Source organism: Pseudobdellovibrionaceae bacterium, from assembly GCA_019637875.1.
Lineage (GTDB): Bacteria > Bdellovibrionota > Bdellovibrionia > Bdellovibrionales > Bdellovibrionaceae > JAHBUW01.
Genome location: JAHBUW010000004.1, coordinates 36,027 through 51,348, shown reverse-complemented (window position 1 = coordinate 51,348; position 15,322 = coordinate 36,027). Strand labels below are relative to the sequence as shown.

The window sequence follows — 15,322 nt, the reverse complement described above, 5'->3', positions numbered from 1 at the left end:
GAACCTTGACCCGGATCGTTTTAAACGCTTCCCACGTCTCAAATGCGGAACAGGTGGTCTTGAATCCCCCGCCCAACGGGTTCAGACTGAAAGGCGTGAAAGCTCAGGAACCCACCCCCACCACTGAAAACTCACCCCGCGACCTGTGGGGCATCGCCCTCGTGGTGGTTTCGCTCCTGCTCGCCGGCGCCGCCATCTGGGCCCGCCGGCAAATCGAATTCGATCCCGACACGATCGCCAAAGACTCCCGCGAAGCGGGGACCACCGCAACCCCCTCCCCGACGCCCGCCCGCTAACGCTGCATCAGGATCAAATTTCCGGATTCGTAGCGTTTGAGCCCCCGATGGAAGACGAAAAGCGCAATTCCCAAGTACACGGCCACGGCCAGAATCATCTGCCCCAAAAGCTCGGGCCGGAAATTTCGCACGAGTTCCACCGGCACCTCGCTGATGAAACCCGCCGGCAACACGGTGAAGAGGAGCGTCCGCGTCCAGCCCTCGAAGATCCGCGTCGGATACGTCGAGAAATGCACGATCGCGGTGGAGACCGACCCCGTCACCGACTCGGCATTGCGCAGGTAAAACGCCAGCGAGCCCACCGTCAGGTAAAACGAAAAATAGATCAAAGCCGCCAGAGCTCCGGTCAGGAAAAACAGCAGCCACTGCGTGCCGGTCATCGGGACGAAAAACAAAAGCAGCAGCGGTCCGAACAGACAGTCGCCCAGATTCACGGGACGCAAATGACTGACCGCCAAGTGCGCGAGCACGCCGCGCGGATGCCCCAGATAGTAATCGAGCTGCCCCTGCACGACGAGCTCCGGTAGCCGCGCCACGTTCCAGAAAAAGCCGAAGCACAACCCGAAGCTGAAGGTGATGCTGCCCCACATGACGAGCAGGTCGTTCAGCGTCCAGCCGTTCAAGACCGGAAACTTTTGGAAGTACATCACCCAAAAAATCACCCACAGGGTGTCGTTGATGAACATCCCCATGACCTGGCTGATGAACGAGAAACGATACTCCATCGCCGCCGCGAGGTTGTTCCGCAAATAAAACAGAAAATAGCTGTTCCGCATTCTAACCTCCGTTCACGTTCAAGCGTTTGAGTCCGCGGTGATTCATGAGCGCCACCACTCCGCCAACCACCACGAAAACCAAGACCTGCGCGCCCAAGACGCGCGCGAAGTCGGCCCAGCTGAAATGCACCAGCAGCTTCGCGGGTTCGTAAATCATCCAGCGAAAGGGCAGCCATTCGGCGAGCGTGCGCAAGGGCTCGGGAAACATCGATACCGGCAGCAAAAAGCCGCCCAACAGCCACTTCATCCGGTCCATGACGAAGAACAGCCCCGTGACGTCCTCGGTCCAGAAGGCCGAAAGCCCGATGATCGCGCTGTAGGTGAAGTTCAAGAGCAAACTCGTGAAGAAGATCAACAGCAGCGCGGGCAGACTCGTCCACTGAAAATCCAACGGTCCCACAAGCCACGTCGTCACGATCCCGCCCACCCCGATCAGGATGAACAGACGCACGAAGGCCTCGCCCAGAAACGCCGCCGCGTGAAAGCTCACGTAGCCGATGGGTTTGTTCAGGCGGATCGCGACGTCTCCTTCGCGGATCTCGCGCTCCAGCACCCGGTGGATCGGTAGCATCGACAAGATGATGGTTTCCGTGCCGACGTAGTACCAGATCATTTCATTCAACGTGAAACCCTCAAGGACGGCCCCGTCCGCGCCCAGCGTGATTCGCCACAACTGAACGAAAACGAACAAAATGATCGCGAGCAAAATCGCCATGCCCGCCAAATCACCCAGACTCGACAGGCGCGAACGCACCGTGATTTCAAAAACCGACAGATATTTTCTCATAAGGTCAGCGTCCGGGAGTTTGGTAGATCTGGGTGATGACATCTTCAAGCGCTTGGTTCGCGATGGTGATGTCCTCGACTCCGCCGTGGGCGAGGATCCCGCCCACGACTTTGTCGATGGAATTCACCGACTGATCCACGGACAGTTTCACGCCGTAGCCCTTCGCCTTCAGGACTTTCACACCGGGAATATCGATGCGTTCGTTCCATTCGCGGTTCAGCTTCAGCGAAATCTCTTTCGTCGTCAGATAATCGCGGCGCAGCTTCTGCGTGCTGTCGTCAAAGATCACGCGGCCGTGATTCACGATGATCACGCGCTGACACAGACGTTCGATGTCCCCGGAATCATGGGAGGTCAGAAAGACGGTCACGCCCTCTTCCTTGTTCGCGCGTTTGATCAGATCGCGGATACTCGCTTTCGCCACCGGATCCAGACCGATGGTCGGCTCATCCAAAAAGATGATCTCGGGCTCGTGCAGCAGACTCGCCGCGACCTCGCAGCGCATGCGCTGACCCAGGCTGAGCTTGCGCGTGGCCACGTCTTGGATTTCGCCAAGGTCGAAAAGTTCCACCAGCGTCCGGCGGCGCTTTTCGTATTTCGCGCGGTCCAGTCTATAGATCCGGCTTAAAAGCTCGAAGGTATCCCGCGGCGGCAGGTGCAACCATAGCTGCGACTTCTGTCCGAAGACGCTCCCGATCCGGTAAGCAAGCTCGATACGTTTCTGGGCCGGATCCATCCCCAGGACCGAAACGCGGCCCGAGGTCGGCTGCAACAAGCCGGTCAGCATCTTGATGGTCGTGGATTTCCCCGCCCCGTTGGGACCGATGAAGGCCAAACTTTCGCCCTTGGTGACCGAAAAGTTGATGTCCTCAACCGCACGAAAGACGTCCGCCGCTCCCCCGAAGGAGATCATGTTTTTCATGCGCGCGCCGAGTGTCGCGGCCCGTTTCGCACGTTGGAATTCTTTGCGGAGGTTTTCAACTTCGATGACTTTCATCTACTCATCATCGGCAGCCCGCGCGCCCGAGGCAAATCGGAAGTTTTCATGGAGCATGAAAGCAAAACTCGAGTGCCAATGCGGAACCAGACTCGCGTCTTCGCGTGGTCTAAACGCAAGTCTTCACCCTGTCTGAAGTTTGGACGATCCTGTCGGCCTTACAGGGAGGTCTCAGCCGCGCCCCCCTTGGCTTCGTCGCGACCGGGAACGGATTTTGGAAATGGGTTTTCCGAATCATCATCATTTTTTGGGGGTCCCATGTTCCGTCGCCATCTGCTGAAGTCCGTGCTGACGCTCACCGCGAGTGTCACGATGATCCCGAAGGCCCAGGCCTCGTGTTCGGCAAACGGCGAAGTGAAGATCGCCGCCGTCGGCGACATCCTGGTCCACGGGGCGCTCTACGCTCCGGCGAACCAGAGCCGTCAGGGATTCTCTTCGATCTGGTCGTCGCTGACTCCGCTTTTCAAGTCGGCCGACATCACTTATGGAAACTTCGAGGCCACCGCCGCGCGCGGGCTTTCCCAATCGGGTCGCCAACTGGCCGATCCCGGTCGTGTCTATGACTGCCGTCACCCGGTGGATAAAGACGGTCGCCCCAACACCAAACGCAACGGCGGCGATGCGGTTTACTGCGTGACCAACTTCCTTTTCAACTATCACCCCGACATGATCGGCGCCCTGAAACAATCGGGTTTCAGCGTCCTTTCGACTGCGAATAACCATTCGATGGATCGCGGCCGTTTGGGCGTCGATAAAACCGTCGAATCGATGCAAGAGTACGGCATGCCCTTCACCGGGACCCGCCACTCGAAACAGAACAACGCCTTCCACGCCATCACCAACGCCAAAGGCTGGAAAGTCGCTTGGCTCGGTTGCGCGGACGCCGTGAACTGGAGCGGGGCTCAGCCCCAAGTTCTGCGCTGTAACTCGGAAGCGACCATGTCGCTGATTCGCCAGCTTTCGAAAGACCGTTCGATCGACGCGGTCATCGTGACGCCGCACTGGGGTGGCGAATACCAGACAACGCCGAGCTCCTCGCAGACCCGGCTCGCGAAAAGGTTCGCCGATGCCGGCGCCACCGCCGTTATCGGAAACCACGCGCACGTGATTCAACCCTTGCGTATCGTGAAATCCTCGGATCAACGTGACGTTCCCGTGGCCTATTCGCTGGGAAATTTCGTCGCCGGTCAAAAGGGAATCGAACGCCAGATGTCCATCGTCCTGTTCTTGGACCTTTCCCGTTCGGGCGGCGTCACGAAGGTCCGCGGAATTTCCGCCGTTCCCGTCGTGCGCGTCGGCTTGAAGATCGTTTCCTTGGACAGCGCGATCGCGAACGGCGGAATCGCCGGTCAAGAGCGTGAGGCCGCGCAGATCCTCCGCTCGCGGATGTCGGAAGCCCGCATCCTTCGTCCCTCGCAGGTGTGCCAGTAATGCGCATCGGGGCCCTCGCCCTGGCGGCCGCTTTTTTGTTTTTGACCCTGGGTTGCCAAAACAACCGCAGCGAGCGCGTGCGTGAGTCTGAAATCGATCGCGCGGGCGCGCTCATCGATCAAGAGCGTTACGATGAGGCCATCACGCTTCTGGAAGACATGCGCAAAGACTCGGGCCAGCTGAAGATCAAGGTGTACTTGGCTTCAGCTTACGCGGGTCGCGCCGGTTTGAAATCCGTCGAATACTGGCAGGTTTCCAAACGCTACAAACAAATTCTGGAAGAAGAAAAGAACGAAGACCCCAAAGCGGCCGCGATCCTTTCGCCGAAGTCGCTGCCGGGGGCGGTCCCCCGGTGGATCCGTTTCGCCATTCCCCATTTCGACAAAAAACTGCGCGAGTTCAATCGGGTGCGCTCACGGCTTTCGGCCCTGCCGCTGATTCCCGAAGAAAAACGCGCCGACATCGAAAAAGCGCGGGACGTCTTGAGCGAGTCCGCCAATGAAGGACCGCGCCTTTACCGCGCGGTTTTGGGAATCATCCTGATGCGCTCCCACTTCGAAGAGGCCAACGAGCGCGTCGCGGAACTCAACACCGACAAAGAAGGCAACTGCTCGCCCGTCGTCGGCTCGATTTTGCATCAGCTGAAAATCAGCTACGTGCTGACCGTCGAGATCCTGAGCGATCTGCGATTGGCATTTCCCTCGAAAGCGGCCGAAATCGACGCGGAGCTGGCCAAGAACCAACTGACTCCCGCCCAGCGCGAACAGTTGGAATCCCTTGCTCGTCCCGAAGGTCGTAGCGTCTGCAAAGAGTTCCCCGTTCTGAAAGGACTCGGACGATGAAACGCCTGATCCTCGGGGGAGTCCTTTTGCTGTCGGTCTTCGCACAAGCCACTCCGATGCGGGTGGGCCCGACGCTTTCGACCTACCGTATGGGGATCGCGACGGACGCTTTAGGAAGCGCTTGCTTCGCCTTTGACGTGGGCGCCGACCTTCTGCCCTGTTCGCCCGCGGACATTGCGTTCACACGGGGAAACTCGGGGAAAGCGCAAGTTTACCTCGCGAATAACTTGCGAATCTCGAACGAAGCCCTCGAAATCTTGCGTCGTGATCAATCGACTCCGGAGTTTTTGGAGGAGATCTTCAACGAACGCCGCTCTAGCGAACTGCAGGCGGCCATCGATCTGGCGTGGCGCCGCGAAGGCTGGGGTCTGCAGCTGACGCCGATCCGTCTTTTCTATCACTCGTCCTTCCGGAACGAGGCGCTGACCGAAGCGCGGCTTCTGGTTTTTCAAGAGGCCGCCGCGAATTTGCAATGGGGACGCTACCTTGGTGACGACTGGGCCATGGGTTTGCAAACCCGTTTGGTGAATCGCAAATTTGTTTCGCAGTCCTTCTTTCTGTCCGACGCTTACAGCGAATCGGGGCGCGGTTTGCTGGATCCGCAAGAGCAGACTCTTTTGTACCTTGAGCCCGGCATCCAGTATCATGGCCTGGACTACGCGCTGAAGCCCCGCTTCGGGGTGACGATGACGAACTTAGGCGTCACCAATCGCGCGTCGAGCTTTTCGCAGCGTCCACAGTTTCACGTGGCCGCGTCGATCAATCCCGACATCGGAGAAAGCGTTTTGGGTTTGGGGATCGACGCCTTTTTGCACGAGGATTTGGTCGAAGCGAAAGACGCCTTCACGTTGGGCGTGGCTTGGTCGCTTCCGATCTTTCAGGTTTTCGGTAGCGTCAGCACCGAAGCGAGCGCTTTGGGCGTGAACGTTCCCTTGGGAGTCTTCAACCTGGCCGCCAGCTTCCGTCGCGAAAGCGTCGATTTCGGTGGTATCGCGAAAACCACGGACTCCAAAGCGGCCCTCGCTTTGGGCGTGAATTTCTAAAACGAATAGCGACCCAGGCCCACGTAGTACGCGTAGCCGTGCAGATCGGCGGGCTGATCGTTGAACGCACGCAAGTTCGCGGTCTTCTGCTGGGTCATGTAGACCGAGACGTAAAGAAACGCCGTGCTCGGCCCGATTTCGAAACCGAACTCTTGAAAGGTGCCTTGGCTCGCGAAGCTGAAGTCGTCGGCGATGCGCCCGTCCTCCAGCTGCTGTGACGCGCGTGTCGTCGAGGTGTGCAGACCCGCGCGCAAATTCGCCCGCAAATAGGTCGTCACCCAAGGCGTGACCTGTAAACCGAAGTCGAGGTGCTGGCGGTCCAAGGCGGCACGACGAACGTTCGCCGCAGTCTCGACGCCCTGGACGTGGGGACGTCCCGCAAAGTTTTCCAGGATCGCGCGATCCTGACCGCCGCCCAAGGTCACCGCCCAGCGTCCGTAGGACGGCAGAAAAGTATAACTGAGTTGCAATTTGACGCCGAGTTGACCGGCGCTCAGATCACTGAAGCCGTCCCCCGACCGCAGCGCTTCGTTGTTGATGCGGTAAAGATTCGAACTCCATTTCGGCGCGCCCAGACTCAAAACGCCCGACCAATTCGACAGCGTGCCTGGTCGGGACTGTCCGAATGCGGAGGAGGCGCTGAGAGCGAGAAGAAGAACGAACACGCGGAGCATGCATTCACGTTAAGGTCTGTAGGCGCGCGGGGCAAGTCCGGGAGCGAGGGTTAGCCCCTCAGCTTTTGAAAAACGCCGCGACGACTTCGTAGGCGATCAGCAAAATGATGATGATCTCAAGCCAATGGCCGCGTTTGTTGTTCACCTCACCCTGCAAGAGGGAAGAGACCTGGCCCAGAATGTTCATTTTGCGCGTCACCGAACTTTGCCAGTCGAGCAGACGGAATTTCCGCGTGGCCGAGCGGTAGACCGTCGCCAAGTAGAAGTCCCCGACCACCTTCAGCGAGTTTTCGACGCGTTCGATGAACTCCGAGAACTCGATGTAGCGTGCGCTGGCGTCTTCGTAGACCTGATCGAATTTGCTCGACCAGATGGGGCGACGGCGTTTTTTCTCGATGTCGTCGTATAGCAGTTTGAGTTTCGAATCCAGCAGATCGTCGTAGTAGCGCATCTCGAGCAGGTGGCTGACCGCGAACTCCAGCAGATCCGGAAGCTCACGTCCCCCGCCCGGCTCGATGACGAGCGCCGCGTTCCACTCGATGACCGCGAGGTCGACCTCGCCGTACTGGTGCAGGTTCTCCATGACCGAACGTTTCGAGGCTTCGCTGAGCGCGACTTCGTGTTCGGCCATCAGGAGCGCCGGGATGTCGACATTCTTCACGAAGTCCGAGAGCTTCACTTTGTCTTCGAACTCTTCGATGAAATAGACGATGTAGTCTTCGAAAAATTTCGAGTGCGTGGGCTTCACCAACGCGGGTTCGATCTGCTGCACGAGCTGCGGCATGAACTTCTGCACGTGCTCGTCGATCTCGGAGCCTTCCTCGATCTCGGCCGCCATGGTCACGAGCTGCGTCCAGTCCGTGCCGGGCGCGATCGGGATATTGTAGATCAGGCTCATGACGCCGAAATCGCGGATCTTCGCGACGAGTTCGGCGCGGAACTCTTTGCCCGCGATCTCGAGGCTCTGCTCGCCAAGGGAGAACGCGAGCGGTGGCTCTTTCATGATGAGGGCGCGGTCGATGTACTTGGGGACCTTGAATTTCTCCTGACCGCGAAAGCCTCTGAGGAGCGACTCCACCTTCGGCAGCACGATCTCTTCCGCGACGTCGAACACCCGGTAAACCATGATCGAGCCCCGCTGCACACGCGGATTGCTCAAAATCCCCTTGGGCCCCAGCGCGGGCGCGCTCGAGGTCGGCGAAGTCGTAGGCAGCGGATTGGGCGGAGTCACATTGAGGGGCGAAGGAACCGGCGTTTGCGCGGACATCCCTTAAGTAGGCGACTCCACGGCCCCCGCTGTCAACGCCCCAGTCCCTTTGGGGGTCCGGCGTCTAGGGTACCATCTACCCTGCTGCGCAGGGTAGATGGTACCCTAGCGGCGTCGTCCGCCGCCCGGAGAAAAAAGGTAGCACGTACCGCGTGCGGTACGTGCTACCTTCTGCGGTCCGGTCAGGCTTGAGCGATCACCTTGAATTCGACGGCGATCGGGGTCGGCAGCGCGCCCACTTCGATTGTCGTGCGGGTTGCACCCACCGACGTGAAGTGTTTCGCGTAGATTTCGTTATAGATTTTGAAGTCTTTTTTCATATTGGTGAGAAAGACCTGCACGTCCAAAATTTTATCGAAGGACGATCCGGCGTCTTCCAGGATGATGCGGATGTTTTCGATCACGGACTCGGTCTGCACGGCCACGTCATAGGCCGCGATCTCGCCGTCCGCGCCCAGGGTCACGCCGGGGATCTCTTTCGTTCCGGGCTTGCGCGGGCCCACGCCGGACAGGAAAAGCAGATCGCCGAATTTGCGCGCGTGGGGATAAGCGCCGACGGGTTCGGGGGCGCGTTTCGTGGAAATTTTCTCGCTCACTTCAGCCTCACTCAATAAATGGAATTACAGTTCCGCTTCGAGATCGCCGCTCAGGTCGACGTCGAAATACCAACGGTCATGATCCGGATCCCAGTCGTCCCAGGTCTTGATCTGCTCGAGCCGTCCCTGCAAATGATCCGGCACGATCTTCGGCACCAGAAACGCCTTCTGCCGACGCAAGGGATAGGGATTGCGCAAATCAAAACCCAAGGTCCCCAGAATTCCGCGCGCCAGATACCAGGTCGCCTGCGGATTCCAACCGTGGGCGATCTTGATCACCACGCCCAGTCCCTCGGGATAATCGGGATGTTCGATCGCCATTCCCAAAAGACCGTCGGCGCCCTCTTTAGCGATCACCTTGCCGCCGCAGGACTTCATGATCGTGGTGTCCAGACGATTGAATCCGCCCACCAGATCGGGATGACGAACCATGGATTCCCAGATCCAGTCCTCGTTCCGCGTCTGCGCAAGCCCCGCATAACATTGCGCAAGCTCTTTCACCGTCATCGAAACCGTCGGCAGCCCGTCCCCGTCCCGCGCGATCCGCAAAGGCGTCCAATCCTTGCCCAAGTAGCGGCGGTTCACCGCCATGAAGGAACGAAAAACCTTATGATTCGGAAGAGTGTAGCCGACGCGGCTCCAGTTTTTCAAACGGCAGCCCGCGAGGATCGCGGCATGGTGACCGCTGGAGTTATTGAACCAGCGCCGCGGCCGACGCACCTGACGCCCGAACTGCACGAGCGGCAGGTCGAGCGGCGTCTGCATCAATCCCCATTCGGACTCGGACAACAGCGACTGCGAGGTTTCGATGTGTTCGGCCGAGCCGTTGTGGGACGAAACGCTGATCGCCTTCTGCTCCCAGGAGTAGTCGTTCAGCACTTCGGTGAAAACCTTCATGTACAGGAGCTTCATCATCGAGCGCCCGTAGCACAGAACGTTTCCGCCCAACGAGTGGACGAGCTTTCCACCCGAGTACCAAGCCACGGCGCCATGGATCGTGTTTTCACTCACGCCGTTGCGGCGATAATCGATGAGCGGCTCCCACTCGACATCACGTCCGGTCGGCAGCCCGGCGACCTTCTCGCCGAAAGGACTCTTCGGGTAGACGCGGCTGTCGCGGTCACTAGCCGCGCCAGATAAACTGCGGCCATCAGCCGCGCTCAATGGACGGTCACTCATAGTCGTCCGCCTCGACGCCGGCGTTCAGGGTTTGCGACGACAGACCGCCCGTCGCTTCGCCCGCGCTGGGTCCCAGGACGTTGCGCTCGCCGGTGTAGAAATCCGGCGAGTCCTCGTCGAATTCCAGATCCCGCGACGAAAAATCCGTGGGCGTCATCTGGATGACGGCGCTGCCGGTCCCGTAAACGGGTTCGTAGGCGAGCACTTCGCCCTTGTAACGGTTGTGCGGACCAACCACCGTCGAAAGCCACCACAGCGGCTTGAAGTTGTTCACCTTCTTCACGCGCGCCTCGCGCTGGATCTGGCGCGAGAGCTGCGACAGATCTTCCATGCGGCCTTTTTCGAAGAACTCGATCATCTTCAAATTCCACTCTTGGTCTTTCAAAGAGTGGATCTTGTCGTCCTTCGGCGCAATCAAGTTCTGGTGCAAACGATTCGACAAGGTCGAGATGATGACCGCCACCGCGGTTTTTCCCTGCTGCTTCAAAACGTCGAGCGACGCCTTCCCCAGCACCACGGTTTCGGCGCGGTCCGCGTACATATTCGAAGAGAAGATCACGGCTTTGCGTTTGTTCTCGGGGTTGATGAGCTTCAACGCCACCACCGATCCCGTGTCGATGGGAAATCCGTGGTAGTCGACGCCCTTCATGTGCAAGCCCCGCGCGGTCCCCGCCTTCACGACCGCCTGCCCGAAGGCGCGGTCCATCTCGAAGGAATACGGAATCGAGCCCAGCTCGTGGAACTCTTCATCCACATGCACCCAGTCCAAACGATCGCGCAGCTGCACCTGGTGCCCCAGCACGCTCGGCCACATCGTCGAGTAGATCAGAATCACGTCGGGGTTCAGCTCATCGATGCGATCGCGCACCGTCTCGAAAGCCTGGCGCAGTTTGCGGTAACCCGGATTCGCATCCGGAGTCAAAAGAGGCTGCACAAGGCCCGGCAACACGAATCCCGCTTTCACCAGTTGGCTCATGCGCGCGCTCCTTCCGAAGACAAATTCCAAGAGGCGATGGCGTTCCCCGTCCCGATGACCGTGCCGTAGGCGTGAACCTCGGCCGGCACGCTGGGGAAGTTCATGGCCGACAACAGCCAAGTCAAAGCCCCGCTATCCGTTTCGGCGACGGCCTGCTCGACGAAGTCGGGCATCAGGTCGATCATCTCGCGCGAACGGCCTTTTTTCATGAGGTCGATCATGCGCATATCCCAAAGATACTGACTGTGGTTCATGATGTGCTCGGCGCTCATGTCCTCGGGAATGGGCGGCTCTTTCGTGAAGTGGCGGTGGGACAAAGAGCAGCTCGCCAAAAGCACCACACGTTTCCCGGACTTCTCGATCGCGCGGCGGGTGATCTCGCCCAGGCGCAGGGCCTCTTCGTTCATCACATCCGGAGAGAAATAGGCCGTCGAAGCATGGGAGCTGATCGAGACGATGGGTTTCGACCAAGTCGGATTCGACAGATGGCAGCTCACGATGGTGCCGTAGTCCACGCGGAAATCCGGATTCTCCATGAGCTTCATGGGAAGGCCCGCGGTACTTCCTTCATTCGCGATGGCGCGCGCCAGCTCCACGTCCACTTTCAGATCGTAGTGGTAGCGGAACAGATGCGGGAACACCGGGTCCACCGAAAGCCCTTTGAAGTTCGGATGGGCGAGCACGTGGGTCCCGACGTAAGTGCGCCAGTGGGGCGACATCACGACGACCGCATCGTAATCCATAGAGGCCATCTGTTTCGCGAGGCGCTCGTAGCCCCAGCGCAAAGTCTCCCAACCGCATTCGGCTTTGGGTTCGTTTTGCGGAGGATTGTCCGCATAAACCAGATGGGGAGGATGGGGCGCCAGCGCACCCAGAACGATTTTTCCGCTCATAACTTCAGTACCTCACACAAACGTTGGTGGCTTCCGTGTAAAATTCAATGGAGTGACGTCCGCCTTCGCGGCCCAGTCCCGACGCCTTCTGCCCACCGAAGGGCACGCGCAGATCGCGCTCCAGCCAAGAGTTCACCCACACCGTCGCGGCATGAAGGCCGCTCGAAACCCGCAAAGCCTTCGTCACATCCTGCGTCCATACGGAGGCCGACAGACCATACTTCACGCCGTTCGCGTAGCCCAAAACTTCGTCCACGTTTTTGAAGGTCGAGACGGTGACGACCGGACCGAAGATCTCTTCCTGGATACAACGCGAAGATTCCGGCAGTCCCGAAATCACCGTGGGCGAAAGCCAGTAGCCCCCGGCGAACTCGGACGCCAACGCGGGAACGTCCCCGCCCGTCCAGATCTTCCCGCCCTCGGCGCGCGCCTGCGCGATGAAGGAGTTCACCTTCTCGAGGTGCGCCTGCGAGACGAGGGGCCCCATAAAGGTCCCTTCGTCCGCGGGGTCGCCGACCTTCAGTCGCTTCACTTCCGCGACGAACTTCTCCATGAAACGCTCAAACAGCGACTCTTCGACATAAATGCGTGATCCGCAAAGGCAGATCTCGCCTTGATTCAGAAAACTCGAACGCAAAGTCGTCGCGACGGCCTTGTCCAGATCGCAATCGTTGAAAAGGATGTTGGGATTTTTCCCGCCCAATTCCAATGAGAGCTTTTTGAACTGCTCGGCCGAAGCTTCGATAATGTGACGGCCCGTCGCCGTGCCGCCGGTGAAAGAGATGACCGGCACGTCGGGATGACGAACCAGGGCTTCCCCCGCCTCGGGTCCCAAACCGTAAACGATGTTCACGACGCCCGCGGGAAGTCCCGCCTCGTTCAAAACATCCGCCAACAGATCCGCCGTCATCGACGTGAATTCCGAAGGTTTACACACCACCGTATTTCCACAGGCGATGGCGGGCGCGATCTTCCAAGACAAAAGATAAAGCGGAAGATTCCACGGCGAGATCAGACCGCAAACACCATGCGGCCGACGCATGACAAAGTTCAGCGTGTGCTGGTCGGTCTGCGTGGACTCGTTTTCATGATGCAGGATCGCGCCGGCGAAGAAGCGGAAGTTCTGGACGACCCGGCGGATGTCCATGCGCCGCGCGAGGGCCACGGGCTTCCCCTGATCCCTGCTTTCAGCTTCAGCAAAGCTCAATTCCCGGGCTTCGATCAAATCCGCTATTTTGCTGAGCAGCTTTGAGCGCTCCTCCGGGGAACGTGCGGCCCACGCGGGAAAGGCGGCCTTCGCGTTTTCCACAGCGCTGTGGATATCAGATTTTGCGCCACGAGCCAGAAGTGACAGAATCTGTCCTGTTGCCGGATTTCTGTTCTCGAGCCACTCGCCCGACGCCGCGGGAACTTTCCGACCGCCGATGAAATGGGAAACCCGGGGCGCACTCATCGCGCAGCCTCCAAAAGAGGTTTCACTTTTTGCATAAAGGCGCGCATCGAGGACTTCACGTTTTCGTTATCGTGGTTATTGAAATCGAACCACAACATCAGTCGATCTTCGGGATGATACTTTTCGCGGATCAGGGCCGCGACTTGCTTCACGTTGCCGGCGATGGTGTTCGAAACCGCGCCTTCGACCTTTTTGGGATCGAGGGTCTTCTCCATGGCGCGCCAGTAATTTTCCCAAGCGCGGGTCGCCGCGCGTTTGGCGCGCACCGATTGTTCGGTTTCGGAGATTCCGGGCGTATCGTCCAGGAAACACAGCACCGTTCGCGGCATCAGATCCCGCGTCCAACCGCCGCTCATATTGTTGTACGTCTTCGCCATGCGCTGGTGGGTCTCTTCGATGACCGCCGGGGGCGTGATCGACAGATTGAAAACCCCCACGGGCAAAATCGTGTTCGCGAAGTTTTGCGTCTCGGGATCGTGCGAGCCGATGGTCAGGCGCAAATTCTCTAAAGGCGCGTCGAAGGGAATGACGCCGACCTTTTCGAAGTTCCAGTGATGCGCCAAAGGAATGTTCTCGGCCTCGGTTTGTGCGATCAAGCCCTGCGCTTTGGCCGCGACGAGCGCCCGGTGCCAGTCGTCTTCTTTGCGGAAATCCGCGCGGGTCAAAGTGCGCGCCGAAACGTTCTCGCTCGAAAGTTTTTCGCCCTTCAACAGACGCAGGAAAATCTCGACGGCCTCTTGGAAGTATTTGTTCTTTAAAACTTCCCAGGTCTCGGTTTCGAAATCGCCTTTCGGTTTGAAGCCATAAGGCGTATTCGAGAAGGGAAAGCGGCCCGCCGCGAAGCCCAGCTCGAGCTTGCGCGTGGAGGTGGGATCGCTCATCCGACGGAGCGACAGGAAGGTCCGCACCGCTTCGGCATGGGCGATGGGACCGCCGTTACAGATGATGTTCCGAATGGCCGAGCCCACGTTGATATTCTTCGTATTCGCGAACACGACGTGCGCCATCTGCAGGATATCGGTATTCAAGCCGATCTCGCCCGTGAAGTGCGGAATGACCGCGCCCGGATTTTCTTTCTGTACCTGACAGGACAAATGCGTTTCCGCGATCCAGGCCGTGCCGAAACCCAGCTCATCGGCGAGCTTCGCCTGATCGAAGAAATTCGCGAACATCGTTTTTTCGTCCGGCATGAAGCCGTCGACTTCGGTCTGACAGATACTTAAGAAAAGATCGTACTTCATAGCGAAGGGGTCCTTCCGCCATCCACCGGCAGGTTGATGCCGTTGATATAACCGGCGGCGGGTGAGGCCAGAAACGCGATCGCCGCACCCAACTCCCAGGCTTCGCCGAAGCGGCCCGCCGGGATCGTCGAGAGCCACTGCTTTTCAACGTCGGACTCGGAAACCTGGCGCGCCGTCGCGCCGTTTTTACGAAGCTGCTCCAGACGCGCGGTTTGCGTGTATCCCGGAAGCACGTTGTTCATGGTGATCCCGAAGGGCGCGACTTCGCCCGCCACGGTCTTCGCCCAATTCGCCATCGCCGCGCGAATCGTGTTCGAAACGCCCAGACCCGCGATCGGCGCTTTCACCGAGGTCGAGATCACGTTCACGAATCGTCCGAATTTTTGCTCTTTCATATGCGGCAGCACCGCCTGCAAAATTTTTTGCGCGCTGACGATGTGCTGACGGAAGGCGGTTTCGAATTCGCTCGCCGCCGCCTGCGTGATGGGACCGCCTTTCGGCCCGCCCGTATTGTTGACGACGATCTCGATCCCCGCCGCCTTGGCCTTCTGCAAGAGCCCATCGAGCTCCGCCTCCACACTCAGATCACAGGGCCAGACCTCGTGACGACCCCCGCGCGAGGGCGTGAGCAGCGAGCGCGTCTTCTCGAGATTCTCGGCACTGCGCGCGACCAAAATCACCCGGGCCCCGAGCTCACTCAGGGCGACTGCCGCCGCCTGACCGATGCCTTGGGACGCTCCACACACCAGGGCCGTACGGCCCGTCAGATCCATCGCTTTCAACATAGCCCGGCAATGTGGCATAGGGAGCGAAAGCCCTCAATACGTCAGGGAGTTAACGCGCGCGGCCATTGACGCTCTGGGGAGCCGGG

Annotated in this window: 16 protein-coding genes; 4 read left to right on the top strand and 12 right to left on the bottom strand. The window is 59.2% G+C overall.

The window, feature by feature from the left end:
• Positions 1-95: 95 nt before the first annotated feature.
• Complete coding sequence (locus tag KF767_06740) at positions 96-296, top strand: hypothetical protein (GenBank protein ID MBX3017565.1); 201 nt, start codon at positions 96-98, stop codon at positions 294-296.
• On the opposite strand, the gene KF767_06735 is transcribed toward KF767_06740, so the two are convergent.
• The 3 genes from KF767_06735 to KF767_06725 are packed head-to-tail and all read right to left on the bottom strand — an operon-like array spanning position 293 to position 2,856.
• Positions 293-1,072, bottom strand: a complete 780-nt coding sequence (locus KF767_06735) for an ABC-2 family transporter protein (protein ID MBX3017564.1) — start codon at positions 1,070-1,072, stop codon at positions 293-295. The two genes, KF767_06740 and KF767_06735, sit on opposite strands and share 4 nt — an antisense overlap.
• Position 1,073: 1 nt before the next feature.
• Positions 1,074-1,859: an ABC-2 family transporter protein gene (locus tag KF767_06730; protein ID MBX3017563.1), complete on the bottom strand. Its 786-nt coding sequence runs from the start codon at positions 1,857-1,859 to the stop codon at positions 1,074-1,076.
• A 4-nt stretch (positions 1,860-1,863) separates the two neighbouring features.
• A complete protein-coding gene (locus KF767_06725; GenBank protein ID MBX3017562.1) occupies positions 1,864-2,856 on the bottom strand; it encodes an ATP-binding cassette domain-containing protein in 993 nt (330 codons plus the stop codon).
• Between the two features lie 258 nt (positions 2,857-3,114).
• On the opposite strand from KF767_06725, the gene KF767_06720 reads away from it, so the two are divergent.
• Genes KF767_06720 through KF767_06710 form a run of 3 tightly spaced genes read left to right on the top strand, consistent with a single transcriptional unit; the run spans position 3,115 to position 6,172 of the window.
• Entirely contained in the window at positions 3,115-4,287 is a 1,173-nt protein-coding gene (locus KF767_06720; protein MBX3017561.1) for a CapA family protein, read from the top strand.
• A complete protein-coding gene (locus tag KF767_06715; GenBank protein MBX3017560.1) occupies positions 4,287-5,129 on the top strand; it encodes a hypothetical protein in 843 nt (280 codons plus the stop codon). The genes KF767_06720 and KF767_06715 overlap by 1 nt, the downstream gene beginning before the upstream one ends.
• Positions 5,126-6,172 (top strand): hypothetical protein, encoded by a 1,047-nt coding sequence (locus tag KF767_06710; protein MBX3017559.1) that lies wholly within the window; start codon positions 5,126-5,128, stop codon positions 6,170-6,172. Before KF767_06715 ends, KF767_06710 begins: the two co-directional genes overlap by 4 nt.
• Here the strand turns inward: KF767_06710 and KF767_06705 are convergent.
• The 9 genes from KF767_06705 to KF767_06665 form a co-directional block, all read right to left on the bottom strand.
• On the bottom strand, positions 6,169-6,846 hold the full coding sequence (locus KF767_06705; GenBank protein MBX3017558.1) for a hypothetical protein: 678 nt from the start codon (positions 6,844-6,846) through the stop codon (positions 6,169-6,171). The two genes, KF767_06710 and KF767_06705, sit on opposite strands and share 4 nt — an antisense overlap.
• Before the next feature lie 58 nt (positions 6,847-6,904).
• Positions 6,905-8,113 (bottom strand): hypothetical protein, encoded by a 1,209-nt coding sequence (locus KF767_06700; protein ID MBX3017557.1) that lies wholly within the window; start codon positions 8,111-8,113, stop codon positions 6,905-6,907.
• A gap of 182 nt (positions 8,114-8,295) precedes the next feature.
• On the bottom strand, positions 8,296-8,709 hold the full coding sequence (locus tag KF767_06695) for a RidA family protein (GenBank protein MBX3017556.1): 414 nt from the start codon (positions 8,707-8,709) through the stop codon (positions 8,296-8,298).
• 24 nt (positions 8,710-8,733) lie between these two features.
• Positions 8,734-9,888 (bottom strand): asparaginase, encoded by a 1,155-nt coding sequence (locus KF767_06690; protein MBX3017555.1) that lies wholly within the window; start codon positions 9,886-9,888, stop codon positions 8,734-8,736.
• Positions 9,881-10,864 (bottom strand): hypothetical protein, encoded by a 984-nt coding sequence (locus tag KF767_06685; GenBank protein MBX3017554.1) that lies wholly within the window; start codon positions 10,862-10,864, stop codon positions 9,881-9,883. Before KF767_06685 ends, KF767_06690 begins: the two co-directional genes overlap by 8 nt.
• Positions 10,861-11,757 carry a tRNA U-34 5-methylaminomethyl-2-thiouridine biosynthesis protein gene (locus KF767_06680; protein ID MBX3017553.1) on the bottom strand — a complete coding sequence of 299 codons (897 nt, stop codon included), beginning with the start codon at positions 11,755-11,757 and terminating at the stop codon, positions 10,861-10,863. The genes KF767_06685 and KF767_06680 overlap by 4 nt, the downstream gene beginning before the upstream one ends.
• A 4-nt stretch (positions 11,758-11,761) precedes the next feature.
• Entirely contained in the window at positions 11,762-13,210 is a 1,449-nt protein-coding gene (locus KF767_06675; protein MBX3017552.1) for an aldehyde dehydrogenase, read from the bottom strand.
• On the bottom strand, positions 13,207-14,451 hold the full coding sequence (locus KF767_06670) for an LLM class flavin-dependent oxidoreductase (GenBank protein ID MBX3017551.1): 1,245 nt from the start codon (positions 14,449-14,451) through the stop codon (positions 13,207-13,209). Before KF767_06670 ends, KF767_06675 begins: the two co-directional genes overlap by 4 nt.
• Positions 14,448-15,254 (bottom strand): SDR family oxidoreductase, encoded by an 807-nt coding sequence (locus tag KF767_06665; protein MBX3017550.1) that lies wholly within the window; start codon positions 15,252-15,254, stop codon positions 14,448-14,450. The genes KF767_06670 and KF767_06665 overlap by 4 nt, the downstream gene beginning before the upstream one ends.
• Between the last annotated feature and the right edge of the window lie 68 nt (positions 15,255-15,322).